Below are 24665 nucleotides of genomic sequence, written 5' to 3' on the forward strand. Positions count from 1 at the left end.
TAACTGACGACTCATCAGAAATGAACGGTCAGGAACGGTCACCGGGCCGCCCGGCCGTCAGAACTTGACGTCCGAGCACGCGTAGAACGCGTTCGCGGTGTCCGCGATCGTCCACACCGCCAGGATCAGGTGGCGGCCCGTCTTGCCCGCCGGGATCGTCCCGGAGTGCGAGAGGGTCGCCGGCGGCTGCTGGTTGTTGTAGGGGACGGTCAGGAACGGCTGGGGGTCCAGCATGGCCCGGGTGAGCTTCTGGGTCCCGTTCCAGCCGTTCTTGGTGATGTAGTACTTGAAGTCGGTGGTGGCGTGCCGGGCCGTGAACTGCCAGCGGAAGCTGTAGCTCTGCCCCGACGTGAGCTGCGTCGTGGGCCACGCACCGCCTCGGGGGTCGTCCAGCTGGGCGAACTGCGTGAGCCCGGCGGAACAGATCTTGCCGTCGGCGGGACCGGCGGCGGGGAAGCCCTTGGGGCCCTCGACCGACTGGGGCTCCCACTGTATGGAGCCGCAGTTGGTCACGGTGCCGTTGGCGCAGAGCTTCTGACGGCTGATCGGCGAGTCGGTGTAGCCGTGGCTGCCGGCGCTACCGGTGGCGAAGAGGGTGACGCCGGCGACGCCGAGCGCCACCACCGCCGCCCCGACTGACTTTTTGCGCATGCTGTCGCTCCAGGAGAACGTGGGGGAGTTCCGTTGGGCCGTGCGCGCACGCGTGCGGTGGTACGTCGTACCGATTTTGGTCTGGACCAAGTACCAAGGTATGGACGGAAGTTGAACATGTCCATCCCTTCACGCCCCCTCTACAGGACCCGTCCGACCCGTGTAGAACGCCACCGTCAGGTCCTTGACCAGCGACTTGCGCTCATAGTCGTCGAGCTCCACCAGACCACGACTGGTCAGCCGGTGGACCACGTCGTCCACCGCGTCCACCACCGAGGTGAGCACGCTGTCCCGGTGCTTCGCGTCGATCGCCGCGATCCGACGCCTGCGCATCGCCGCCGCCACGTCCGGCGCGTACTCGATCCGCGTCGGCTGCGCCGAGAACACGTCCACACCGACCGGGGCGCACTCCGCCGACAGCATCCGCGTCAGGGCCTCGCCGACGGCCTCCGCGTCCCGGAGCGTCGGAGCGTCCTCGTGGAAGGCGTCCGCCGGAAGCTGCGAGAGCACCCGGGCCATGGCCGCCTCCACCTGCTCCCGCAGGTAGTCCTCGTGCCCGTCGACACCGAGCGCCGCCCGGACCGTGTCCCGCACCCGCCACACCACGAGCACGGTGACATCGAGCGCGGTGCCCTTGGCGTCCACGGCCGAGAGCGGCTCACTGCGCCAGTGCCGGAGCCGTACGTCGACCCGGCGGCGCAGCAGGAGCGGGCTGACCCAGAGCAGACCGGTACGGCGGACCGTGCCGCGGTAGTCGCCGAACAGGGTCAGCACCCAGGCGTAGCCGACCCGGCCCCGGCCGAGCCCGCCGAGCGTGAACAGGGCGAGGACGACACCGAGGGCGAGGAGCGCCCACTGGCCGAGATGGATGCCGTTGTACGGGCGTTCCGGCAGCCGCAGCATCCGGGCGGCCTCCTCGGGCACGGCCCCGGCCCACCACACGACGGCCGCGCACCCGGCGAGTGCGAGGGCTCCGCCGACCACGCCGACCCAGCCGGGCAGCACCGGCCCGGGCCGCTCGACGAGGGCGGGGTCGGCGGTGGGAGCGGGCCGGGCGGTGGGAGCGGGCCGGGCGGTGGTGGCCTTGGCCTGCGCCCTGGGCTGGACCTTGTCCTGCGTCTTGTCCTGTGCCCTGGCCTGCGCTTTGGGTTGCGCCTTGGGCAGGGGCTTGGGCCTCTGCTTGGACTTGGCCCGGCTCGCGGCCTCGGTGCCGGCGGCGTCCGCCTGGGTCTGGGCCTGGATCTTCGACGGGCCGGGGATGGCGGGTCCGTTGCCGGTCCTGGACAGGGTGGGTGCCGCCATGGAGACGGTGTCGGGACCGCCGTCGTCGCCACCTGGCGCGCGGGGAACGGCGGTCTCCGGCTCGTCCCGGAAGAGCAGATGCACCGGGATGGAGCCGGTGGTCTCGGCCCCGATCACGTTCTTCCGCCGCGCGACCCGCACGACGGCGGCGACGGGCACGGCGACGGCTCCGACGCCGGCACCGGCGATCCGCCCGAAGTCGGGCGTGTCGCTGCGCTCGGCGGGACGGTCGGACGTGTCGCCGGGCTCCGCGCCTGTCGGGGCGGTCGGGGCGGTCGGCGCGGTGACCGCGACGGGGACCGGCGCGGGACCACCGGACCGCACGGTGACGGCGGGAGCCTTCGAGGAGGAGGGAGCGGAGGCCGCGGGGCGGGCGTGCTTGCCCCCGCCCGAGGGTGCGGTGCCGTCGACCGCCTCCGGCCGAACGGCCGGGGCGGATCCCGAAGTGGCCGGCGCCCCCGTGACCGTACCGGCAGCGGACCCGACCGGGCGGACCGGCAACGCACCGGAAAGCCCTGCCGGGTCGCCCGGCCGCGTACCGGGGTAGGCGGGCGCGACGGGCTGGATTCGGGTGACCACAGGGGCGGTTCCCGGGGTGGCCGGCGCCCCCGTGGCCGTACCGGCAGCGGACCCGACCGGGCGGACCGGCAACGCACCGGAAGGCCTCGTCGGGTCGCCCGGCTGCGTACCGGCAGGTCCCGCCAGGTGTCCCGGGGACGTGCCGGCAGAGCCGGCCTGGGCGCCCGGCCGCGTACCGGCGGGGGCGGAAGTCGACCCGCCCTGCTGAGCCGTACCGGCGGAGTCCCCGGACGGCCCGGGTGTCGCCGGGACGGTGCGCTCGGCCGGGGCCTGGCCCGCGCCCGTCGGGGCGGTTCCCGAGGCGGCGGGCGGCCCCGTCGTCGTACCGACGACAGCCGTGGCCGACTCCCCCGACTGCCCCGACCGCGTACCGACAGGCGTCGTCCCGTGGCCCGGTGACGTGCCGTCGGGTCCCGTCGGGTCGTCCGGCCGTGTCGCCGCCTCCGCGGCGCTGCCGCCTCTCGCGCCCGGCTCGGGCCACACCAGGACCCTGCGCCGCGTGGTCCCCGGCTCCCCGGCCCCCGCGGACACCGCGGTGCCGTCCTGGGCCGGAGCCGGCTCCCCCACCGCAGGGGGTTCCGGCGCGGGAGCCGACACACCGGGCACCGCGCCCGACGTGACGCCCTCCGTGACGCTCGACGTGACGCCCGCGGGCACGGGCGCTCCGTCCCGGGCGGACGCCGGCGCGTCACCCCCGGTGGGTGCCGGAGCGGCATCGGCCACCGCACCCGCACCCGCACCCGCCGCACCGTCCGCCGCGGGCTCCGGCGCCGCGCTCTGCCAGGTCGGCGGGGTGCCCGGGGGTGCGCCCTGGGGAGGGGACGTGCGGGGGAGGGTGCCGTCCGTCAGGCGGCGGGCCGTGCGGGCCGCGTCACGTGAGGCCGCCGCGCCGGAATCCGCGGGGTTGGGGGTCGATGCCGTCATTCGGGTCCACCTCATGCTCTCGGGGTCATCGGAACAAGCGCCGCCAGGTCTCCGGGCCCGGGTAGCCGTCGGCCGCTGCGCCGCGCCAGCCCTGTGCCCGCTGGAACGCCTCGACGTTGCGGCGGTCCGCCTCCGTCCAGCGCGGACCGGGTCCCGACAGGTAGTGCTTGCCGAAGCCCCGCTTCACCAGTTGTTTGCCCAGCTTCTCCACATATGCGTTGGATTGGCCCGGACGGAAGGAGCCACGCCCGGGAAACCCCGTCGCATTCGCACTCGACCCGCTCGAACCACTCGAACCGCCGATGCCCTTGCCCCCGCCGGTCACCAGGAGCTTCCACGTCGCCGGGCCGGGCAGGCCGTCCGCCTCCTTGCCCTTCCAGCCCTGTGCGAGCTGGAACGCCTGGGTCGCGCGCCGGTCCGCGTCACCCCACTTCGGGCCGGGTCCCTTGCTGTAGTACTTCTTGCCGCCGCGGTCGACGAGGAGCCGCCCGAGCTGGGTGATGTACGCGTTGTCCGCGCCGGGACCGAACATCGCCACGCCGGGGTACGGCGTCGCCGTGGGCGTCGCCCCGCCGCCGATGCTGCCGGTAGCTCCGCCGCTGACGACGCCCTTGTAGCGGTAGGCCACGTACCGGCTGGAGTTCTCCCAGTACGCCATGGGCGTCGCCTGCTTCCGCGTAAGCGGCTTGGTCTGCTCGTACGCGACGTAGGAGGTGTGGGTGTAGTCGGTCCAGCCGCCGAAGATCGTGACGTGCGAGCCGCGGGTCGGGTTGGCCGGGTTGTGGAAGAGCAGGATGTCGCCGGGCTGCAGCTCGGTGCGGTCGATGCGCTCGGCGAAGCGGTCGAGACTGCCGGTCCACTCGTTGCTGCGGAGGTTCCAGGCCATCGAGATGTAGCCGGAGCAGTCCTGGCGGTAGCCGTCCGACCAGTACTTCTCCATGGAGTACGGGACCTGGGCGGTCACCCACAGCTTGGCGCGGTTGATGATCTCGGCCCGGGTCGTCTGCCGCAGGGTGCCCGTCGAGATCTGACTGGTCGTCGGAGTCGCGTTCGGGGAGGGCTGCCCGCCGGGGCCCGGCGCTCCGTGCAACGGCTCCCGGCCGCCCTGCGGGGTGTCGGCTCCCGGGTCGGCGGCCCGCACCGACCCGTCCGCCAGGTCCGTAAGGTCCGCGGGGGTGAACGGGACCGTCGGCGGGGGGAGAGCCGTCGCCACCGCTGCCCCGCCTCCACCCAGGACCACGCCCGCCGCCGTCACCAGGACCAGGGCGCGGCGGGCGCCGTGCGCCGCCGGATGGCCGCCCGCCCGGACCGGCAGACCAAGCGCGAGGTCACGCCGCTGCCGGGCGCACCCCGGGCAGCCGCAGTCGGCCGCGGGTTCGAACTCCTCGAAGACCGGCACGCTCATGCGATTCCCCTCCACACTCGTCAAGATCTTTTGACCCTTGGTTTCGGGCGTCAGTGTCTCAACTGTCTGGACAAATCGCATTTTGACGGATCGAAGGCCTGATACGACCATCCGACAGGCCGGAGGTGACCGTTATTGGTCAGGAGCACACCTGCACGTCGGGTAGAGTTCTCTCTGTCAGCAGGCGCCGCTAGCTCAGTTGGTTAGAGCAGCTGACTCTTAATCAGCGGGTCCGGGGTTCGAGTCCCTGGCGGCGCACGCAGAGTCAAGACCCCCTCACCGATGGTGAGGGGGTCTTGGTCGTTCTCCGACCTCTGCGACCGGCCGAACTACCGTGCGTCGCGGGCCAGTTACTTGAGCGGGACCCGGAGGTCGGCCGGCTTGCCCCAGCCGGCCTTGCCCGCGTCGAGGCGGACGGTGGTGGCCGAGTGCCGCTTGAGCCGCTGAACCGCGGCCCTGAGCAGCGCCGCCCGCCGGGTGCCGGCCGCAGTCGCGGTTCGGGATGCCGCGGAGGACGAGGAGCGCCTCGCGCCCGGCGCGGGTGGCGGCCTCGGTGGTATGGCCGGGAGCGTGAACCCGGCTCGGCACGCGGTCGGACGTGCGGACATGCGGGGCCCGTCGGGCACGTGCGGAGCGGTCGCGGCCATCGGGACACGACAGCCCTCTGGGCCGGGCGGGGCGGGGCCTCTACAGTGTCCGGAACCCAGACCTCCCGCGGTGGCGCCGGGCTCCTCCCGCGCCTGTGAGCCCTGCGGTCGAGGACCGGTCCGGTCGGCGGCGACTGCGGGACGTGGTGCCGCCGACCGGGGCCAGGTCCGCGTGCGGGGCCCTTGCGGGGCGGGGGCAGGCGGGCGTCAGGTCTTTTCCGCTGCTGTCAGGTAGGCCGAGACGACGACGTTGGCCGTGTAGGCGTTCGACTTCCGGTCGAAGGTGCCGCCGCAGGTGATGAGGCGGAGTTCCGCGCGGTGGGGGTCTCGCGCGCCGTAGACCTTGCGGGCGTCGAAGTGCTCCCGGGGGTAGACCTGGACGTCGTCGACCGTGAATTCGGCGACCGATCCGTCCGTTCGGGTGATGCGGACCTTGGCTCCGGGGCGGGCCGCGCTCAGGCCGTAGAAGACCGCCGGCCGGGTCTCGGTGTCGACGTGGCCGACGAGGAGGGCCGGGCCGGCGGCGCCCGGCCGGGTGCCGGAGCCGAACCAGCCGACCGTGTGCGGCATCTCGTACGGCGGCGGGTCGATCGCCCCCGTGCTGTCCAGGCCGCGCGCCACGACGGGCGCGGTGATGCCGAGGGAGGGGATCTCCACCCGCCGGGGTTCGACGGGCGCGAGCGGGTCCCTGGCCGGGGGCAGCGCCACGCCGAGCGGGCGGCCGACGGCGGCGATGTCGCCGGTGGTCGGCGCGGAGCTGCCCCCGGGGCCCTCGGTGATGTCGCGACCCCAGAGCCAGAGCCCGGAGAGCAGCAGCGCCCAGGCCACGCCGGTGACGAGTCGCCCGTTGCCCGCCGGGCGGGATCCGGACGACACCGTCACTCCGTGCCCGTGCCCGTGCCCGTGCCCGTACCGGAGTCGGCGGCGCGGCGGCGGGAGCTGCGGAAGGCGACCGCCACGGCGGCGATGGCCGCCATGCCGAGGCCGAGCAGGGTGTACGGGGTGCCGAGGCCGCTCTCGCTGGTGGTCTGGGCGACTCCGGGGGCGGCCGGGGCGGCGAAGGCGGCGGTGCCGCCACCGCCGGCGCGGACCGGGGCGACCGGGCTCGGGTGGTGGGTCGGCTGGTGGGTCGGCTGGTGGGTGGGCTGGTGGGTCGGCTCGTGGGTCGGCTTCTGGCGCTCGACGCGCACGGTGCCGACATCCGGGTGGTCATGGCCGTCGCAGGTCACGCTGACCTTGTACGTGCCGTTCTCGAGCCGGGATTTGATCGTGGTGTCGCCGAACAGCGGGGCGCCCCCGCCGTCCCGGCCGGTGAGTGCCGCGTCGGCGACGAACGCCTGGGACTTCGCGGCACCCGTCGTGCCCTTGCAGCCCTGGACGCGGACGTCGACGTCGGCGCCGGGCGAGGCGGTGGACGGGGTGACGGTGACCTTCACCCCGTCGTGGGCGTACGCGCTACCGGCCGTGGGTGCCAGTACGAGCACCAGGGTCGCCCCTGCGGCACGGAGAGCAATGGAACCTGAACGCATCGTGACCTCCTGATACTGGCAGGGTCACCCGGATCGGGGCTCTTCGCATCCGCAGGGGCCCGCGGGTCGGCCGGCTACACCCGGTCGACGATGTCCGCGATCGACTTGACGATCTTCGAAGGGCGGAACGGGAAGCGGTCGATCTGGTCCTCGCCGGTCAGGCCGGTGAGGACCAGGAAGGTCTGCATGCCCGCCTCCAGGCCCGCCAGGATGTCGGTGTCCATCCGGTCGCCGATCATGGCGCTCGTCTCGGAGTGGGCGCCGATCGCGTTCAGGCCGGTGCGCATCATGAGCGGGTTCGGCTTGCCCGCGAAGTACGGCTCCTTGCCGGTGGCCTTCGTGATGAGCGCGGCGACGGAGCCGGTGGCCGGGAGCGGGCCTTCGAGGGAGGGGCCGGTCTCGTCGGGGTTGGTGCAGATGAAGCGGGCGCCGGCGTTGATGAGCCGTACGGCCTTGGTCATCGCCTCGAAGGAGTACGTGCGGGTCTCGCCGAGCACCACGTAGTCCGGGTCGTGGTCGGTGAGGACGTAGCCGATGTCGTGCAGCGCGGTGGTCAGACCGGCCTCGCCGATGACGTACGCGGTGCCGCCGGGGCGCTGGTCGTCGAGGAACTTGGCGGTGGCGAGGGCCGAGGTCCAGATGTTCTCGACGGGGACTTCGAGACCCATCCGGGCGAGGCGGGCGTGCAGGTCACGAGCCGTGTACATCGAGTTGTTCGTGAGGACCAGGAAGGGCTTCCCGGTCTCCCGCAGCTTCCTGATGAACGCATCGGCGCCGGGGATCGGCACGCCCTCGTGGATGAGGACGCCGTCCATGTCGGTCAGCCAGGATTCGATCGGCTTGCGCTCTGCCATGGGTGCGGGACTCCTGCCGTACAGATGTGCGGTGTGCTGGGGGCGCCGCGACAGCGCTGTGGCGACGCCCCCAAGACTAGGCCCAGCCTGCGCGGGCGGGCAGGGCCTGAGTCAGGAAGCCGTGACCTTGACCCCGTCGATCACCCAGTACCAGTTGTTGGAACCGGTGTAGCGGAAGCGGAAGCTCACGCTGGACGCCCCGGCGGGGACGTTCACGGTGAGCGACTGGGGCTGCGAGACGACGTCGGAGGTGTAGCTCTTCACGACGGTCGGGGTGCCGCCGTTGAAGACGGCCTGGACCTGGGCTGTCTGGCTGCCTTCCTGGCGGTAGAAGGTGGTGAAGTCCAGGGTGACCCGCGTCGCGCCGGAGACGCCGTACGCCGGCGTGACCAGGGTCGAGTCGTACGTACCGGAGAAGGTCTTGTCGGCCCACTCGTCGGAGTCGGCGACGGCGAAGACGCCCCGGGCGCGCACGTTGAGCTCGCGGGACTGGTCGCGCTGGGAGCGGGACCAGAACTCGTCGGTGGCGAAGGACCAGCCGCGCCACTCGGTCATGCCGCCGGTGCCCATGGCGTTGTTGATGACGGACCAGCCGCTGGGCGCGGTGCGGGTGAAGCCGAGGACCCCGGCGGGGATGCCCGTCTCGTCGACGCGGCCGGTCAGCGACCCGTACAGGCTGTCGAAGGGGTCGGTGGAGCGGTCCTGGATCGGCTTGCCGTCGAGGCCCCAGGACGCGGCGGGGGTGATGCCGAGCTGGCGGAACACGGTGGCGGCGACGTCGACGAGCCGGGTGTCGATGGGGCGGGCGCCGGCGGCGATGCCGGGGCCCTGGGCGAGGACGAAGGTGCGCCGCTCCTCGATGGAGGAGCCGCCGTGGCCGCCGCCGTCGGTGTGGCCGTGGTCGGTCGTGACGATGACCGTCCAGCGCTCGGTGGCGTACGCGGGGCGGGCCTTGATCCCGGCGAGCAGCCGGCCGAGGTAGCCGTCCTGGACGTCGATGGCGTCGGTGTACTTGGGGCTGGCGGCGCCGTGGTTGTGGCCGATCTCGTCGGTCTCGCCGAAGTAGACGAAGAGGACGTCGGGGTTCTGGTTGCGCAGGATGTCCTCGGTGGCGTCGGTGATCACGAGGTCGTTGACGGCGTAGTCGTTGTTGTGGACGAGCTTGGCGTCGGCGCCGGGGGTGACGGTGCCGTGGGTGTCGAGCTCGGGCCAGTCGACGGCGGCGAAGAGCGAGAGCTCGGGGCGGACCTGGTTCAGGCGGGCCAGGAAGCCGGGGTACTGGCCGTAGTTCTTGCCGGTGAAGGTGTTGTCCTTGACGCCGTGCTTGTCGGGCCAGACGCCGGTGGAGATCGTGGACCAGCCGGGGCCGGAGGAGGTCGCGGCCATCGGGTTGGCGTAGAGCAGGGAGCGGCCGAAGGTGCCGTTCGCCATCAGGGACTTGAGGTTCGGGGCCTGGGCGGCGTCGATCCGGTCGTAGCGCAGGCCGTCCATGCCGACGACGAGCACCTTGTCCTTGCTGGTGCCGTTGGGCAGCGTGGGCGAGGCCGCCTGGGCGGCGGGGGCGGTCGCGAGGCCGGTGGCGGCGACGGCCGCGGTGGCACCGGCGGCGGCGAGCACGGTGCGGCGGGAGATGCCGGTGATCGGCATGTCGGAGTCCTCCGTGGAAGTCCGTGGAAAGAAGCTCGGGCATGCCAACGCCCCTGATTTCTCAGGGGCGTTGGTCCGTACCCGTTATCTTTCCGCGATCAACGGAGGCTTTCCAGAGTCGTACGGTGAACTCTTGGTGCCGTTGAGTGGCCCGTCGGCCCCGGTCAGCTTCCGGTCGCGGACTTCCACGCGTCGACGTACGTCTTGAGGTTCTTGTCGACGTCGGCCCAGTCCGGCTCGAAGACCTCGACACCCTCCATCAGCTTGGCCAGTTCGATGGCGTTGGCGTCGGTCGCCTTGACGTCCTTGCGGGCCGGGAAGCCGCCGCCGACCGCGCTGACCTCACGCTGAGCACCCTCGGTCAGCATGAAGTCGAGGAGCTTCTTGCCGTTCTCGGTGTGCGGGGCCTTGTCCACCAGGCCGGCCGCGTACGGCAGGGCGAAGGTGGTGGGCTTGCCCGCGCCCTTGGCCGGGAACCAGATGCCGAGGTTCGGCATGGACCTGGACTGGGCGAAGTTCATCTGCACGTCGCCGTTGGCGACGAGGAGCTCTCCCTTGTCGACCTTGGGGGCGAGCTTGGAGGTGGAGGAGGACGGGCCGACGTTGTTGGCCTGGAGCTTCTTCAGGTACTCCATGGCCGGCTCCTGGCCGCCGAAGTCGTGCATCGCCTTGATGAGGACGGCGGTTCCGTCGCCCGCGACGCCCGGGGTGGAGTACTGGAGCTTGTTCTTGAACCTGCCGTCGAGCAGCTCCTCCCAGGACCTGGGGGCGGCCGGCAGCTCCTTCTTGTTGTGGACGAAGCCGAAGTAGTTGTTGACGACGGAGGTCCAGGTGCCGTCGCTCGCCTTGTCGCCGCCGCCGACCTGGTCGGCGCCCTGCGGCGTGTACTTCTGGAGCAGGCCCTTGGAGCCGGCCTGCTGGATGAAGGGCGGCAGGGTCACGATGACGTCGGCCTGGGTGTTGCTCTTCTCGCGGAGGGCGCGCTGCACCATCTCCCCGGAGCCGCCCTCGACGTACTTGACCTTGATGCCGGTCTTCTTCTCGAAGTCGGCGAAGACCTTGTCGTACCAGCCGTCGCCCGCCTCGCCCTTGAGGCCGTCGGCGCTGTAGACGGTGACGATCTTCTCGTCGGAGGCGGCGGAGGAACCACCGCAGGCGGTGAGGCCCGCGGCGAGGACGAGGGAGCCGGTGACGGCGGCGATCGGCTTGGCGTACGTACGCATAACGTCGTTTTCTCCTGAGGATCTTGAGGATCTCTAGCGGAAGGAAGCCTTGGTACGGATACGGGAGACGGCGAGCAGGGCCAGCAGGGTCGCGGTCATGAGGACCACGGCGAGCGCCGATCCGGTGAAGAGGGAGCCGCGGTCGGTGGCCGTGAAGATGAGCACCGGGAGCGGCATCCAGTCCGGCGGGTAGAGCATCATCGTGGCGCTCAACTCGCCCATGGACAGGGCGAAGCAGAGTCCGGCGGCCGCGTTCACGGACGGCAGCAGGAGCGGCAGCTTCACCCGGAGCAGGACGTACGAGGGGCGGGCGCCGAGACTGGCCGCCGCCTGCTCGTACATCGGGTCGAGCCGCTGGATCGCGGCCGAGACCGACTGGTGGGCGAACGCCGTGACGAGCACGGTGTGCGCGAGGATCACGATCCAGCGGGTGCCGTTGAGGAGCACCGGCGGCTGCGAGAACGCGACGAGGACGGCCAGGCCGACGACCACGGACGGCACGGCGACCGGCAGCATGAACAGCGCGTCGAGGATCCGCTTGCCCTTCTTGCCGAGCGCGGCCCCGGCGAGCGCGGCCCAGGTGCCGACGGTCAGCGCGATCAGGCTCGCGGTGACGGCCGTGATCAGGCTGGTGGTGAGTGCCTGGAGGGACTCCCCGCGGACGGCCGCCGCGTAGTGCCCGGCGGTCGGCCCGGAGGGGAAGGCGCCGGACCAGTTCGTGGAGAACGAGGCGGCGACGATGACCAGGAGGGGGAGGGCGAAGAGCGGGACGAACAGGACGGCGAACGTGACCCAGGCCGTCCACCTGCCCGTACGGCTATGCACCAGCACGGCGGCTCACCCCCCGGTACAGGACGTAGAGGCCCACGGAGAGCGCGACGTTGACGACGGCGACGACACAGGCGGCCGCGTAGTCGGATTCGAGGATCGCCTTGCTGTAGACGAGCATCGGGAGGGTCGTGACGCCCTTTGCGCCGGTGAAGAGCACGATCCCGAACTCGTTGAGGCACATGACGAGGACGAGACTTCCGCCGGCGGCCAGCGCGGGCAGCGCCTCGGGCAGGATCACCTGCCGGACGATCCGCAGCGGCCGCGCGCCGAGCGAGGAGGCCACCTCCAGCTGGGCCGTCTCCATCTGCGAGAAGGCGGCGAGCAGCGGCCGCATCACGAACGGGGTGAAGTACGTGATCTCGGCGAGGAGGACGCCCCACGGGGTCGTCAGGAACCGGAACGGGCCCGAGGGATCCCCGGTGACATCCGTCCAGACGCCGTTGGCCATGCCGACCGTGCCGTAGAGGAACAGCAGGGCGAGCGTGATCAGGAAGGACGGGAAGGAGAGGAAGACGTCGATGAACTTCGACACCGCCTTCCCGCCGGGGAACGGCACGAACGCGATCACGACCGCGAGCACGAAGCCGAGGACCAGACACCCGACGGTGGCGGCGACGGCGAGCCACACCGTGGTGACGAGGGCCTCGCGGAAGGACGCGGAGGCGAAGACGTCACCGTAGGCGCCGGGCGCCAGGGACTCCTGGACGACGAGCGCGAGGGGGTAGAGAAAGACGACGGCGAGTACGGCGACGGGGGGAAGGGCCCAGACCCATGCGGGGGTTGATCGCCGGGACCTCGTTGCGGGCATCTGTTCCGCAGGGGCGATGGGGGTCCCCCCGGACGAAGCCTGGGGGAGGGTGGGCACAACGCCGGTTGCGGAGTGCTCCTTGACGGAGCCTGGAGCCCGACTAGCCATCGTTCACCCCTGCGGCCAGCAGCACCGCGTCCTCGGGCGCGAAGTGCAGCGCGACCTCGGCCCCGAGCAATGGCGTCTCCCGCAGCTCCCGTACGTCCGCCTTCACGCGGTGGCCGCCGATCTCGACGTACAGCCGGTGCGTGGACCCGCGCCACTGGACCTCGACGATCCGTCCCCGGAGCGGGTTCGGGCCCTCGCCGAGGCCGACCAGGTGGGGGCGGAGGCAGAGCGTGGCGGCCGACCCGGGGGCCGCGCCGGAGACCGCGACCTTCAGCTCGGTCCCTTCGAAGACGACCCCGTCCGTGCCGACCGTCACCGGCAGCAGGTTGGCGTTGCCGACGAACGAGGCCGTGAACTCCGTACGCGGCCTGCGGTACAGGTCCTGCGGGGTGCCGCAGTCCTGGAGCCGGGCCTTGTCCATGACGGCGATCCGGTCCGCGAGGGTCAGCGCCTCGACCTGGTCGTGGGTGACGTACAGGATCGACACGTCGGGCAACTCACGGTGGAGGCGGGCGAGTTCGGCCAGCATCCCGGAGCGCAGCTGGGCGTCGAGCGCGGAGAGCGGCTCGTCGAGGAGGAGGACCTTGGGCCGGATGGCGAGCGCCCGTGCGATGGCGACGCGCTGCTGCTGGCCGCCGGAGAGCTCCCGGGGGTACCGGTGGGCGTAGGCCGCCATGCCGGTCATCTCCAGGGCCTCGGCGACCCGGCCGGGGATCTCGCTCTTCGGCACCTTCTGCGCCTTCAGGCCGAAGGCGACGTTGGCCTCGACCCGCAGGTGCGGGAACAGGGCGTACTGCTGGACGACCATGCCGATCCCCCGCTTGTACGGCGGGAGTCCGGTGACGTCGCGGTCGCCGATGAGCACCCGCCCGGAGGCCGGCCGCACGAACCCGGCGACGGCCCGCAGCGCGGTGGTCTTGCCGGAGCCCGAGGGCCCGAGGAGGGCCATGACCTCACCGGGCTCGACGGTCAGGTCGAGGCGGTCGAGAACGGTGGTGCCGCCGTACGCGACGGACACGGCGTCGAAGCGGATGCCGCTGGTCATGCGTCCGACTCCCTGATCAGCGCGGGGAGTTCGGCGACCGAGGCCAGTACGTGCGTCGCGCCGTGCTCCTTGAGCGCCGCCTCGTCGTGCGCGCCCGTCAGGACGCCCGCGACGATCCCGGCGCCCGAGCGGACCCCGCTGAGCATGTCGTACGAGGTGTCGCCCGCGACCACGAGCTGTCGGACGTCGTCGACGACTCCGGTACGGAGGAAGGCCGCGAGGACCATGTCCGGGTACGGGCGCCCCCGGCCGCCGGCGTCGGCCGGGCAGAGGGTCAGCTCGACCAGGTCGCGCCAGCCGAGCGCGTCGAGGATCGCGTCCTGGGTGACCCGGGCGAACCCGGTGGTGAGGACCACCGTCCGGCCCTGGTCCTTCAGCTCGGCGATCGCCTCGGCCGCGCCGGGTATCGGGGCGATCCGGCCGGCGGAGACCAGCTCTCCGTATGCCGCCTCGAAGGCGAGGTTCGCCTGCTTGGCGCGGGTCTCGTCGCCGTCGAAGAGGTGGCGGAAGACGGAGATCTTGGACTCGCCCATGGTGGCGCGGACGTAGTCGATCATCGTGGCCGGGTCTTCGCCGAGGCGCTCGGCGGCGGCGGTGAAGGCCTGCTCGACGAGGCCGCCGTCGGCGACGGTGGTGCCGGCCATGTCCAGTACGACGAGGGTGTGCTTGGGGTTCTCGGTCACGGTGTTCACCAGCCCAGTTCGTTCGCGGTCGTCTCGGCGATGGCGGGCGAGCAGGTCATGCCGCGGCCGCCGGGCCCGGTCACCAGCCACACGCCGTCGCGGACCCGCTGGCGGTGGACGACCCGGCTGGGGTCGACGCACTGCGCGTACACCCCGGCCCAGCGGCGCTTGATCTTCGGCAGCGGGCGGCCGAGGAAGGACTCGACGACGCGGGTGAGGTGCTCGTAGGGGTCTTCGAGGGTGTCGAACGCGAAGGGGTGCTCGTACTCGTGGGTGTCGCCGATGGTCAGTCCGCCGTCGAGGCGCTGCACCATGAGCAGCTGCATCTTGTGGGCGGCGGCGGTCGGGTCCTGCGGCTGCGCGGCCTGGAGGGCGTCCAGGGCCTCGGAGGCGTAGGCCGGGTAGTAGCGGAAGGAGTCGGCGTCGGCGACGGAGGTGGTGAGCGGCTCGCCGAGGGGCTCGGTCTGCATCATCTGCAGCCGGACGCGGCGGACGGGTATCTCGCCGGCGACCTCGCGGACGAGGCCGGAGAGCGCGGCGCCGGTGCACAGGACGACGGCGTCGCCGGTGTGGATCTCGCCCCGGTCGTCGCGGACGGCGTCCTCTCCGACGACGTCGCGGACCTCTCGGTTCGGCAGGAAGGTGTACTTCCCGGTGGCCAGGAGCGTTTCACGGAGGGCGAGTTGCGCGAGGCGGGGCTCGACGGCCGCGTCCCGCTCGCACCAGAGCGCCGCCTCGGCCACTCCCTTTTCGAACGCGCCCCGCAGGGCCGGGTTGACCGCGAGGGCCTCGCCGGCCGTCAGCAGCTTGTAGCCGCGGGCGGCGGCGTCGGGGCGGGCCACGGCGGCCTCGGCGACGGCGAGCTCCAGCTCGTTCCGTACGGGGGTGAGGGAGCCGATGGCCCGGAAGCCGAGGCCGGGGACCCGGGCCCCGATGCCCTCCCAGAGTTCCCGGGCGCGCAGGGCGGTGTCCAGCTCCTCTCCGCCCGCCCGTCCGCTCACCCAGATCTGGCCGAAGTTGCGGAGGGATGCTCCGCGCGCCTCGGCCTCGCGCTCGATGTGTACGACCTCGTGGCCGCGTTCCACTGCGTGCCAGGCGTGCATGGTTCCCACCACGCCGGCTCCTACGACGATCACCTTCATGCCGTCGACGGTCCTGGGATCGGGTGACCCGGACGGGGCCGGTGGGCGACGGGACGGTGAACGGACCGACAAGCTTGGACCAGACCCGTTATCGTTTCGTGATTTACCGTGCCCGGCTTGTGGTCTTGTGGGGGCTCAGCCCTGCTGCCCCAGGTGGGCGGTGAAGCTGAAGCGATCGCCCCGGTAGAGGGTGCGGACGCGCTCCAGGGGCCGTCCGGCGGTGTCCCGGGAGACGCGGTGGAGCAGCAGCATCGGGAGCGCCGGCGGGGTGCCGACGAGGAGGGCCTCGCGGGGGGTCGCGAGCACCGTCTCGATGCGCTCGTCGGCGTCGCCGAAGGAGATGCCGAGGTGGTCGTGGAGGTAGGAGTAGAAGGAGGAGTCCGGGTCGAACTCGGTGTCCAGGTGGGGTGCGCGGGCCTCGGAGACGTACGTGCTCTCCAGGCCGACCCGCTCGTCGTCGGCGAGGAGCACCCGCTCCATGTGCCAGACGGGCTCCCCGCGTTCGGCGCCGACCTCGGGGGCGAGGGCCTCCGGACAGGGGAACCGGTCGAGCGAGATCAGGGTGCGGCCGGGGCGGCGGCCCTGGCGGCGGACGCCCTCCGTGTAGCTCGCGAGCGAGAGCGGCTGTTCGAGCTTGGGTCCCGCGACGACCGTGCCCCGGCCCTGGCGGCGCAGCCGTCCCTCCAGGAGGAGTTCGCGCAGCGCCTGCCGGAGGGTCTCGCGGGACACCTCGTACCGGACGGCGAGGTCACGCTCGGTGGGCAGCAGCCCACCCTCCCCCAACTCGTCGACCATCAGGGCGAGTTTCGCCTTCACGGCGTAGTACTTGGGCACGCGTCCGTGCTCCGGGATGCCGGAGTTGACGGGGGCACCGGGGGTGCTGGGGGCGTTCTGGTAGTTCACCGGGGGATGGTCGCAGACGGGTATGAACGGGAAGGTGTACGCAACGTGGCTCACCGGTGCCGGGCGCGACGGCGGGCGGATCGGAAGAGGACGACGCCCAGGGCGACGAGCGCGGCGGCGAGCGGGGCGAGGAGCTTGGCGTACTCCTCCGACTCCCGTCCCGTACGGGCGAGTTCGTGATCCGAACCTGCGAGTACGGGGTCCCGGGGGCCCACGGTGGTCGAGCCCGGCGGGCTGGGCGCGGTCCCGGGGGGCCGGGCGGGGTCGACCGGGGCCGCTGTGCCGGATGTGTCAGGTGCGGGGTCGTCTGGGCCGGTCGGGTCGGCCGGGCCGACGGTCAGGTGGTAGTCGCCGGACTCGCCGACCCAGTCGCCGTCGGCGCCCCGGCGCTGCACGACCGCCGCGTTCACGACGACCTCGTCGGGGGCGGTCCCGGCGCGGAAGGCGAGGCGTACGGGGACGGTGAGGGTGTGACCGGCGGGCACCGTGAAGCCGCCGAAACCGGTGAACGCTCCCACGTTCTCCGCCTCTTCGGTCGCCTCGAAGGTCACGGGCCGCCAGCGCGCGGACCCGTCGTCGTAGAACTCGAACCGGATCTGCTCGGGCCGCAGGACCCGCTCGCCGTCGGTGAGGACGAGGACGGGGTGGATGCCGGAGCAGGAGGCGTCGGTGGTGTTGGTGAGGTCGAGCTTCCACTCCTGGAGGCGGCCCCCTGCGGGGTAGTCCACCGGCCCGTCGTGGATCCGGGTGTCCAGGGGGAAGACGGACCCGGAGGGGGTGCCGCAGGTGGGGGCGGGGGGATCGGGGGCGGGGATGGCGGGCGCGGCCTGCGCCGGGGCGGGGGCCGTGGGCGCGGGCGCGGGCTCCGACCGGGCGGGGACGGCCGGGGCGGGCGCGGCGAGGGCGGGCGCCGCGCAGGTCAGAGGGCCGATCGCGGTGGCCGCCAGCGCGGCCGTGGTCAGGGCGCGGGCGCGACGCGGTCGCAGGGGGGCGGATGCCATGGGGCGGGCCTTTGCTGCTCGCGGGCGTACGGGTCGGCCGCGACGCTGCCATGGCGGCGAGGGCGGGCCCGGGAGCGACGCCGGGCGCGCACTCGGACGGGTAGGCAGATCCGTCCGATCGGCCTACTTTCACATCTGCCTCTTTACCTCTCTGTCTACTTTCCGAAGACCGGGGCGAGGATCAGCCACGCCGCCCCCTCCGCCACCGCGTCCCGCTCCCCCGCCACCCCCACCGGCGCCGTCAGCCCGAGCCCTGCCAGGACCTCCCGCACCCCGTCCGCGAACACGTCCGGCGCACCCAGGACCACACGGCCGCCGAGCAGCACCTGGTCGATGTCGAGGAGCCGTACGACGTTGGCCGCGCCCGCGCCGAGGACGCGCGCGGCCTCGGCGACGTCGCCGCGCGCGACCGCCGCCAGACACAGGACCTCCAGGCAGCCGCGCCCGCCGCAGCCGCACGGGGGCCCGTCGAGCTGCACGGTCTGGTGGCCGAGTTCGCCCGCGCCCGTCCTGTCCCCCCGTAGCGGCGCCCCGCCGAGGACGAGACCCGCACCCAGACCCGTACCGAGGTGGACGTACGCGAAGGAGCCCGGGGCGGCGGGGCGGACGGCGAGGCCGAGGGCGGCGGCGTTGGTGTCCTTGTCGAGGACGACGGGCAGCCCGAGGCGCCCGGCCAGCTCCTCGCGGACGGGGTGGCCCTCCCACTCGGGGAAGCCCGTCACGCGGCCCGGCACCCCCGCGCGGTGGTCCAGCGGTCCGGGCATCGCGACCCCCACGCCGAGGACGGGGGCGGGCGCTTCGGCACCGGCTCGCGATCCGGCTATGGCCGGCAGGTCCCGCACCTCCTCCGTCACCGCGTCCAGGACGGGCCCCGCCCCCTCGCCGAGGTCCACGGCGCGCGTGCGCCGGGCGACGACCGTGCCCGCGAGGTCGGTGAGGAGGGTGGTCAGCTCGTCGCGGTCGAGGTGGACGCCGACGGCGTACCCGGCGGAGGGGACGAGCCGCAGGACCGTACGCGGTTTGCCGCCGGTCGAGGCGCGCTGGCCGGCCTCCGTGGCGAGACCCTCGGCCCGGAGCCGCGCGGTGATCTTGCTGACGGCCTGCGGGGTGAGCCCGGTCCGCTCGGCGAGTTCGAGGCGGCTGATGCCGGCCTCCCCCGCCGTGCGCAGCAGGTCGAGCACGAGCGCCGCGTTGGGGCTGCGCAGGGCCGGCACGTTCACTCCACCACTCCACTCAGGTCCGTCTTCACCTGCCCATTGTCGCTGTCGCTTGCACTTTGGCAACACCGTTGCTTAAGTGAGAAGCATGACTGGCACCGACATGACCGGCCCGGACGCGACCGGCACCTCCCCCCGCACCCCCCTCCGCGTCGGACTCGTCGGCTACGGCCTCGCGGGCTCCGTCTTCCACGCCCCGCTGATCGCCGCCTCCGAGGACCTCGTCCTCGCCGCCGTCACCACCGGCAACCCCGAGCGGGCCGCCGAGGCCCGCGCCGCGCACCCCGGCGTCCGGGTCGTCGCCACCCCCGAGGAGCTGTGGACGGAAGGCGCGGCGGACGAGCTCGACCTGATCGTCGTCGCCTCCCCGAACAAGACGCACGTGGCGATCGCCACAGCCGCCCTGGAGGCTGGCCTGCCGGTCGTCGTCGACAAGCCGCTGGCGGGGACCGCCGCCGAGGCCCGCGCCCTCGCCGCGCTCGCCGAGGAGCGGGGCCTGCTGCTCTCCGTCTTCCAGAACCGCCGCTGGGACAACGACTTCCGCACCCTCCGCCACCTCCTCGACGAGAAGGCGCTCGGCGAGATCCAGCGCTTCGAGTCCCGCTTCGAGCGCTGGCGTCCGCTCCCCAAGGGCGGCTGGCGCGAGTCCGGCGCGGCGTCGGAGATCGGCGGGCTGCTCTACGACCTCGGCAGCCATGTCGTCGACCAGGCCCTGGTCCTCTTCGGTCCGGTCGTCTCCGTCTACGCCGAGTCCGACGTCCGCAGGCCGGGCGCCGAGGCCGACGACGACACGTTCCTCGCACTCACCCACGCGAACGGCGTCCGCTCGCACCTGTACGTGAGCGCCACCACCGCCCAGCTCGGCCCCCGCTTCCGGGTGCTCGGGCAGCGCGCGGGCTTCGTGAAGTACGGCCTCGACCCGCAGGAGGCGGCCCTCCGCGAGGGGCTGCGGCCCGTGCCGGGCACGGTGTGGGGCGCGGAACCGGAGGAGCTGTGGGGCAGGCTCGGCGCCGGCGAGTCGCCGCTGACCGGCGGCGGGACCCCGGTCGAGTCGCTGCCGGGCGACTACCCGGCGTACTACGCGGCCGTCGCCGCCGCCCTGCGCGGCACCGGCGAGAACCCCGTGACGGCGCACGAGGCCGCGGCCGCGCTCGACGTCCTGGAGGCGGCGAAGAAGTCCGCCCACGAGGGAATCACGGTGACGCTGTGAGTGACCAGGAGGTGAGCGGCCAGGAGGTGAGCGACATCGAGGCCCAGGAGGCCCGCCTCGTCCTCCCCCGCTTCACGTACGAGGACGCCTGGACGCTCGGCACCCTCCTCGTCGAAATGGCACGGGAACGCCGCGCACCGGTCGCGATCGACATCCGGCGCGGGCCGCAGCAGCTCTTCCACTGCGCGCTGCCGGGGTCGAGCGCGGACAACGACGCCTGGATCGACCGCAAGCGACGGGTCGTCGAGCGGTACGGCGTGAGCTCGTTCCTGGTCGGCGCCCGGTTCCGCGCGAAGGGGACGACGTTCGAGGCGTCCTCACGCCTCGACCCCGACCGGTACGCGGCGCACGGCGGCGCGTTCCCGGTCGCGGTCGAGGGCGTGGGCGTGATCGGCTCGGTCACGGTCTCGGGGCTGCCGCAGGCCGAGGACCACGCCATGGTCGTCGAGGCGCTGGACCGCCTGCTCGCCTCGCTCTCCGGCTGACGACGCCGGCCGGTCCGTACGCTCAGCCCAGCCGCCTCCGCCGGCGCCGGCTCACGACGACGAGCGCGCCGCCACCGAGGGCGAGACCGACGGCGGTGGCACCCATGACGATCTGTCCGGTGCCCGCGCCGGTCTCGGGGAGTTCGCCGTGGGGGCCGTGGTGGCCGCCGCCGGAGCCCCCGTACCCGCCGGAGTCCCCGTACCCGCCGTCGTCGCCGTATCCGCCGTCACTGCCGCCGTTCGTCGACCCGCCGGTCGTGGGATCGGTGGGGGTGGGGGTGGGGGTGGGATCGGTCGGTGTCGGGGTCGGGTCCGTCGGTGTGGGTGTCGGGTCGGTCGGGGTCGGCGTGGGGTCCGTAGGAGTGGGCGTGGGGTCGGTCGGGGTCGGCGTGGGATCCGTCGGCGTCGGGGTCGGGTCCGTCGGTGTGGGGGTGGGCGTGGTGTTCACACAGGACGGCAGGTCGCCGTTGAACGGGTAGGCGTGGATCTCCTGGCCGCCTCCGCCGGTGGTCTCCGAGGCGTGCGTCAGGTTTCCGGTGGTGAAGAACCGGCCGTTCATACCCGGCATGGTGATCGTCGTCGTGCTGGCCTGGTCGCCGACCAGCACGCTGCCCGCGAACTGGGCCGTGCCCTCGAACTTGACGGCGGTGGCGTCGGGGAAGTTCCACAGGACCCGCTCGCGCAGGCCGTCCGGCAGCTGGTTGATGTACGAGTCGACGGTGCGGTCGGCGCCGAGGACGTTGACGAGGACGGTCGCGTCGGCCGGGATCCTGTCGAAGCGGATGCCCTGCTGGCCGCCGCTCGTGGACTCCAGGTCGAACTCGACGGTGAACACCTGGAGCTTCGACGTGCCGTCACCCGTGAAGACCGTCTCGGTGCTGTTGTTCACGGCGGTGCCGGTGGGGGTGCGGGAGGCGCCGTTCACGTACGCGTAGCACTGGCTGGCGTCGGTGAGCCGGTCGCGGAGCGCGGCGTACGGAGCGGCGGCGTCGGCGTCCTTCACCGGGGTCGGGTTCACCGTGCCGGAGAGCGCGCCCCCGTACCGTACGACGCCGCTGACCTTGCCCTCCTCGGCGAGCAGCCGCTGGTCGGTGGCGACGGTCAGGTTCTTGCCGACGGTGAGGAAGTCGGTGCCGTTGTCCGGCGGGACGCGCGAGCCGACACCGGCGACGCCGACGTTGTAGACGCTGGAGACGCCGGCGCGCTTGTTCATGTCGAAGCCGCCCAGGACGACGACCTTGCCCTCGGCCTCGGCGGCGGCCTCACGGACGAGCATGTCGCCGCCGACATAGATGTTGATGTTGTTGTCGCGGTACTTGACCTCACCGCTGCCGATGTCGGGGTAAGGGCCCGTGGGGCAGTTGCCCGGCAGGCAGGGGCCGAGGCCGCCCGGGAGCGGGTCGGCCCAGCCGTTGACGGCGAGCGCGCCGACCAGCGCGGTGGCCGCGACCGTGGAGGCGGCGATGACGGCGAGACGGCGCCGGTCGCCTCGTCGCTCGTGCGTGATGGGTTCCATATCCGGCAATATGCAAAAAACGATATGAAAATGGCGACGCCCCACGCGGGGCGTCGCCGTTTTCCCGGAGGAAGGATGCAATCGGGGATCAGGCGCTCTTGAGCTCCTGCCGCTGCCGGCCGAGCCCGTCGACCTCCAGCTCGACGACGTCACCGGGGCGCAGGTACGGCTTGGGCTCCGGCTGCCCCATGGCGACGCCCGCGGGCGTGCCGGTGTTGATGATGTCGCCCGGGTAGAGGGTCATGAACCGGCTGACGTACCGGACGACCTCGGCGACCGGGAAGATCTGGTCCGAGGTGTGACCGTCCTGCTTGAGCTCGCCGTTGACCCAGAGCCGCAGGCCGAGCGCCTGCGGGTCGGGTACTTCGTCGGCGGTGACCAGCCAGGGGCCGAGCGGGTTGAAGGTCTCGCAGTTCTTGCCCTTGTCCCAGGTACCGCCGCGCTCGATCTGGAACTCACGCTCGGAGACGTCGTGGGCGACGGCGTACCCGGCGACGTGCGCGAGGGCCTCCTCGTCCGTCTCCAGGTAGCGGGCGGTGCGGCCGATGACGATGGCGAGCTCCACCTCCCAGTCGGTCTTCACCGAGCCGCGCGGGACGAGCACGGTGTCGTCCGGGCCGACGACCGTGTCGGCGGCCTTGAGGAAGACGACGGGCTCGGCGGGGGTGGCCTGGCCGGTCTCGGCGGCGTGCCCGTGGTAGTTCAGCCCGATGCACACGACCTTGCCGATCCGGCCGACGGGCGGGCCGACCCGCAGCCCGGTGGCGTCGAGCGCGGGCAGCACACCGGCACCGGCGGCGGCCCGTACCCGGTCGAGGGCGGAGGCGTCGGCGAGCAGACTGCCGTCGATGTCGTCGACCAGCGCGGACAGGTCGCGAAGCGTCCCGTCCTGGTCGAGCAGGGCGGGACGCTCGGCTCCCGGCGGGCCGACACGCAGCAGCTTCATGGACTTCTCCCTGTGGTCGAGGCGGGCCCGGGAAGGGCCCTGAGGTACCCCGGCCGATGGAGTGCGGCCATCGGAGGATTGGTCGATCCTCCAAGAGAACGGGTCACTCTGCAAGACCCCGTTCAGCCACTGGACCCTTACGCGCGAGTAGCAACGGGCGCGGGACTCTCCTTCTCGCCCTTCTCCCGGAAGAGCAGGGCCCGTTCGACGGCGGTCCAGGTCGTGCTGGTCACGACGTAGAGGGCGGCGGCGAGGGGGACGACGGCGACCGTGATCAGGGTGGCGAAGGAGAGCAGCGGCATCACCTTGGCGATGGCGCCCGCGCCCGGTGTGGGCTGCCCCAGGTCCAGGGGCTGGGCGGCGAGCTGCGCCTTGGTGCGCCGGTACGTGAACGTCGCCACGGCGGCGACGAGCGCGAACAGGACGAGGTAGACCCGCCCGGCCGGGCCGAGGAGGCCGCCGTGGGAGAGGGCGTCGGCCCAGTGGTCGCCGAGCGGGGCGGCGAGGAGGGTGTGCCCGGCCATCCGGTCGCCGGCGAACAGGTGGTACATGAGCAGGAACGCGGGCGCCTGGAGCAGGCTGGGCAGGATCCCGGCGAACGGCGAGACCTTCTCCCGCGCGTGCAGCTCCGTCACCGCCTTCCGCAGCCGCTCGGGGTTCTTGGCGTGCTTCTTGCGGAGCGCGGCGAGCTCCGGCGCGATCCGGGTGCGCGCCTTCTGCCCCCGGGCCGAGGCCCGGGACAGCGGGTGGATCGCGAGCCGTACGAGCATCGTGAAGAGGACGATCGCGGCGGCCGTGGCGGTGGTGGCGAAGAGCGGCTGGAGCAGGTCGGCGAGCCGCTCGACCAGGGAGCCGAAGGCGGAAAGGATGACGGACAAGGGGAGCCCTCCGTGGGGTCTCGTCGTGCCGGGGAGATGTCGGGTCTCGGCATGACGGATCCGCGTGGGGGATGCCAGGTGAGCGTGTCCGGGAGCACTCCCGGTGAGCACTCCGGTGAGCGTGCCCGGGGTGATGTGGTGCGGGGCTCCCTACGCGGCCGTCAGGAGGGGACGGCCGGGAGCGCGGGGTCTGCGACGCCCTGCGGCGTCGGGGTCGCGCTGGGGCAGGAAGGCGGTGCGCCGCTCACGGTCGCGGATGGCGGTACGGACGGCGGTGCGTGGCACGGCCGGGGCCGTACGGGCTCCGAACAGGGCGCAGACGACGCTGGTCACGGCGAGCGCGACGGCGGCGGAGACGCCACCGCCGTCGGAGAGCAGCAGATCGGCGAGGGCGAGGAGGAAGAACAGCGGCGCGAGGACGCGCAGAGCAAGGCTCCCGGTCGTCATTCCGCTCCCCCTCTCCTCACATGTCACGTGGTGTCTCACCGTGAGGACGTGCGAGGCGCGCCAGGAGTTCCCGAGTTCAGGACTTCGCGTGTTCCAGGGCGACGAGGAGGCGGCGGGGGCCGAGGAGAGCGCGGCTGACCGGGTCGGCGGGGTCCCGGTCGAGCCCGGCGCCGGGCCGCATCTCGACGTCGGCGGGCGGTACGGGAACGCGACAGGCCGGGCATTCGCCGTACGGGCCGAGTTCGGTGCCGCAGTCGGCGTGGTGGAAATGGCGTACCGGTACGGCGCCGGGGACCTCGGCCCGCCCCCAGGCGCCGAGCGAGCGCAGCACGGGCCAGAGGGCGAGCCCGCGTTCGGTGAGCACGTACTCGTCGCGCGGGGGCGACTCCTGGTAGCGGCGCCGGTCGAGGACCCCGGCCTCGACGAGGGCCTGGAGGCGGGCGGCGAGGACGGCGCGGGGGGCGCCGAGGTGGGTGAGGAAGTCGTTGTAGCGGCGGACGCCGTAGAAGGCGTCGCGGACGACGAGAAGGGTCCAGCGCTCACCGACGACTTCGAGGGCGCGGGCGATGGAGCACTGCTGGTGGGCGTAGTCCTTGCCGAGAGCCATGGGATCCATCGTACCCAACCCAGGTTCATTGAGTGAACCTTGCTGGTACCTTGGGTCCCTCACGAATGAGTTCATTC

Annotated in this window: 24 protein-coding genes and 1 tRNA gene; 3 read left to right on the top strand and 22 right to left on the bottom strand. The window is 72.7% G+C overall.

What is annotated here, in order from left to right:
• Positions 1-57: 57 nt before the first annotated feature.
• The 3 genes from OG462_RS17255 to OG462_RS17265 form a co-directional block, all read right to left on the bottom strand.
• Positions 58-651 (bottom strand): lytic polysaccharide monooxygenase, encoded by a 594-nt coding sequence (locus OG462_RS17255; RefSeq protein WP_406058521.1) that lies wholly within the window; start codon positions 649-651, stop codon positions 58-60.
• A 129-nt stretch (positions 652-780) separates the two neighbouring features.
• The gene (locus OG462_RS17260; protein WP_406058522.1) at positions 781-3456 is read right to left on the bottom strand and encodes an SPFH domain-containing protein; all 2676 of its coding nucleotides are present in this window, start codon (positions 3454-3456) and stop codon (positions 781-783) included.
• 25 nt (positions 3457-3481) lie between these two features.
• Positions 3482-4861 carry a peptidoglycan-binding protein gene (locus OG462_RS17265; RefSeq protein ID WP_406058524.1) on the bottom strand — a complete coding sequence of 460 codons (1380 nt, stop codon included), beginning with the start codon at positions 4859-4861 and terminating at the stop codon, positions 3482-3484.
• Between the two features lie 184 nt (positions 4862-5045).
• Here OG462_RS17265 and OG462_RS17270 point away from each other — a divergent pair.
• Positions 5046-5119 (top strand) — tRNA-Lys (locus OG462_RS17270).
• A gap of 92 nt (positions 5120-5211) precedes the next feature.
• On the opposite strand, the gene OG462_RS17275 is transcribed toward OG462_RS17270, so the two are convergent.
• The 14 genes from OG462_RS17275 to OG462_RS17340 form a co-directional block, all read right to left on the bottom strand.
• The gene (locus tag OG462_RS17275; protein WP_406058526.1) at positions 5212-5508 is read right to left on the bottom strand and encodes a hypothetical protein; all 297 of its coding nucleotides are present in this window, start codon (positions 5506-5508) and stop codon (positions 5212-5214) included.
• Between the two features lie 207 nt (positions 5509-5715).
• Positions 5716-6384 (bottom strand): class F sortase, encoded by a 669-nt coding sequence (locus tag OG462_RS17280; protein ID WP_406058528.1) that lies wholly within the window; start codon positions 6382-6384, stop codon positions 5716-5718.
• Between the two features lie 2 nt (positions 6385-6386).
• Positions 6387-7037: a hypothetical protein gene (locus OG462_RS17285; protein WP_406058530.1), complete on the bottom strand. Its 651-nt coding sequence runs from the start codon at positions 7035-7037 to the stop codon at positions 6387-6389.
• Positions 7038-7111: 74 nt separating this feature from the next.
• Positions 7112-7891, bottom strand: a complete 780-nt coding sequence (locus tag OG462_RS17290; protein ID WP_406058532.1) for an HAD-IIA family hydrolase — start codon at positions 7889-7891, stop codon at positions 7112-7114.
• A gap of 111 nt (positions 7892-8002) precedes the next feature.
• The gene (locus OG462_RS17295) at positions 8003-9538 is read right to left on the bottom strand and encodes an alkaline phosphatase family protein (protein WP_406058534.1); all 1536 of its coding nucleotides are present in this window, start codon (positions 9536-9538) and stop codon (positions 8003-8005) included.
• Between the two features lie 164 nt (positions 9539-9702).
• A complete protein-coding gene (locus OG462_RS17300; RefSeq protein ID WP_406058536.1) occupies positions 9703-10761 on the bottom strand; it encodes a 2-aminoethylphosphonate ABC transporter substrate-binding protein in 1059 nt (352 codons plus the stop codon).
• Between the two features lie 33 nt (positions 10762-10794).
• On the bottom strand, positions 10795-11592 hold the full coding sequence (locus OG462_RS17305; RefSeq protein ID WP_406058538.1) for an ABC transporter permease: 798 nt from the start codon (positions 11590-11592) through the stop codon (positions 10795-10797).
• On the bottom strand, positions 11579-12400 hold the full coding sequence (locus tag OG462_RS17310) for a 2-aminoethylphosphonate ABC transporter permease subunit (RefSeq protein WP_406058540.1): 822 nt from the start codon (positions 12398-12400) through the stop codon (positions 11579-11581). Before OG462_RS17310 ends, OG462_RS17305 begins: the two co-directional genes overlap by 14 nt.
• A 100-nt stretch (positions 12401-12500) precedes the next feature.
• On the bottom strand, positions 12501-13553 hold the full coding sequence (locus OG462_RS17315; protein ID WP_406058542.1) for an ABC transporter ATP-binding protein: 1053 nt from the start codon (positions 13551-13553) through the stop codon (positions 12501-12503).
• Entirely contained in the window at positions 13550-14236 is a 687-nt protein-coding gene (locus OG462_RS17320; RefSeq protein ID WP_406058544.1) for a phosphonatase-like hydrolase, read from the bottom strand. Before OG462_RS17320 ends, OG462_RS17315 begins: the two co-directional genes overlap by 4 nt.
• A 5-nt stretch (positions 14237-14241) precedes the next feature.
• Positions 14242-15378, bottom strand: coding sequence for a TIGR03364 family FAD-dependent oxidoreductase (locus tag OG462_RS17325; protein WP_406058546.1), 1137 nt, complete (start codon positions 15376-15378; stop codon positions 14242-14244).
• 135 nt (positions 15379-15513) lie between these two features.
• Complete coding sequence (locus OG462_RS17330) at positions 15514-16281, bottom strand: GntR family transcriptional regulator (RefSeq protein ID WP_406058548.1); 768 nt, start codon at positions 16279-16281, stop codon at positions 15514-15516.
• A gap of 50 nt (positions 16282-16331) precedes the next feature.
• The gene (locus OG462_RS17335) at positions 16332-17282 is read right to left on the bottom strand and encodes a hypothetical protein (RefSeq protein ID WP_406058550.1); all 951 of its coding nucleotides are present in this window, start codon (positions 17280-17282) and stop codon (positions 16332-16334) included.
• Positions 17283-17437: 155 nt separating this feature from the next.
• On the bottom strand, positions 17438-18502 hold the full coding sequence (locus tag OG462_RS17340) for an ROK family protein (RefSeq protein WP_406058552.1): 1065 nt from the start codon (positions 18500-18502) through the stop codon (positions 17438-17440).
• 85 nt (positions 18503-18587) lie between these two features.
• Here OG462_RS17340 and OG462_RS17345 point away from each other — a divergent pair, with 85 nt between their 5' ends.
• Positions 18588-19709: a Gfo/Idh/MocA family oxidoreductase gene (locus OG462_RS17345; protein ID WP_406058554.1), complete on the top strand. Its 1122-nt coding sequence runs from the start codon at positions 18588-18590 to the stop codon at positions 19707-19709.
• Positions 19706-20194, top strand: a complete 489-nt coding sequence (locus tag OG462_RS17350) for a heme-degrading domain-containing protein (protein WP_406058556.1) — start codon at positions 19706-19708, stop codon at positions 20192-20194. Before OG462_RS17345 ends, OG462_RS17350 begins: the two co-directional genes overlap by 4 nt.
• Positions 20195-20216: 22 nt before the next feature.
• Here OG462_RS17350 and OG462_RS17355 read toward each other — a convergent pair whose 3' ends face one another.
• The 5 genes from OG462_RS17355 to OG462_RS17375 all read right to left on the bottom strand — a co-directional run bounded on the left by OG462_RS17355 (position 20217) and on the right by OG462_RS17375 (position 24597).
• A complete protein-coding gene (locus OG462_RS17355; protein ID WP_406058558.1) occupies positions 20217-21710 on the bottom strand; it encodes a choice-of-anchor A family protein in 1494 nt (497 codons plus the stop codon).
• A gap of 88 nt (positions 21711-21798) precedes the next feature.
• Entirely contained in the window at positions 21799-22656 is an 858-nt protein-coding gene (locus tag OG462_RS17360; protein ID WP_030324860.1) for a fumarylacetoacetate hydrolase family protein, read from the bottom strand.
• A 137-nt stretch (positions 22657-22793) separates the two neighbouring features.
• A complete protein-coding gene (locus OG462_RS17365) occupies positions 22794-23534 on the bottom strand; it encodes a YidC/Oxa1 family membrane protein insertase (RefSeq protein WP_406058560.1) in 741 nt (246 codons plus the stop codon).
• Between the two features lie 150 nt (positions 23535-23684).
• Complete coding sequence (locus OG462_RS17370; protein ID WP_406058562.1) at positions 23685-23981, bottom strand: DUF6412 domain-containing protein; 297 nt, start codon at positions 23979-23981, stop codon at positions 23685-23687.
• Positions 23982-24057: 76 nt separating this feature from the next.
• Complete coding sequence (locus tag OG462_RS17375; RefSeq protein ID WP_406058564.1) at positions 24058-24597, bottom strand: winged helix-turn-helix transcriptional regulator; 540 nt, start codon at positions 24595-24597, stop codon at positions 24058-24060.
• Positions 24598-24665: the final 68 nt, after the last annotated feature.

It is taken from the genome of Streptomyces sp. NBC_01077, from assembly GCF_045162855.1.
In the GTDB taxonomy this organism is placed as follows: Bacteria; Actinomycetota; Actinomycetes; order Streptomycetales; family Streptomycetaceae; genus Streptomyces.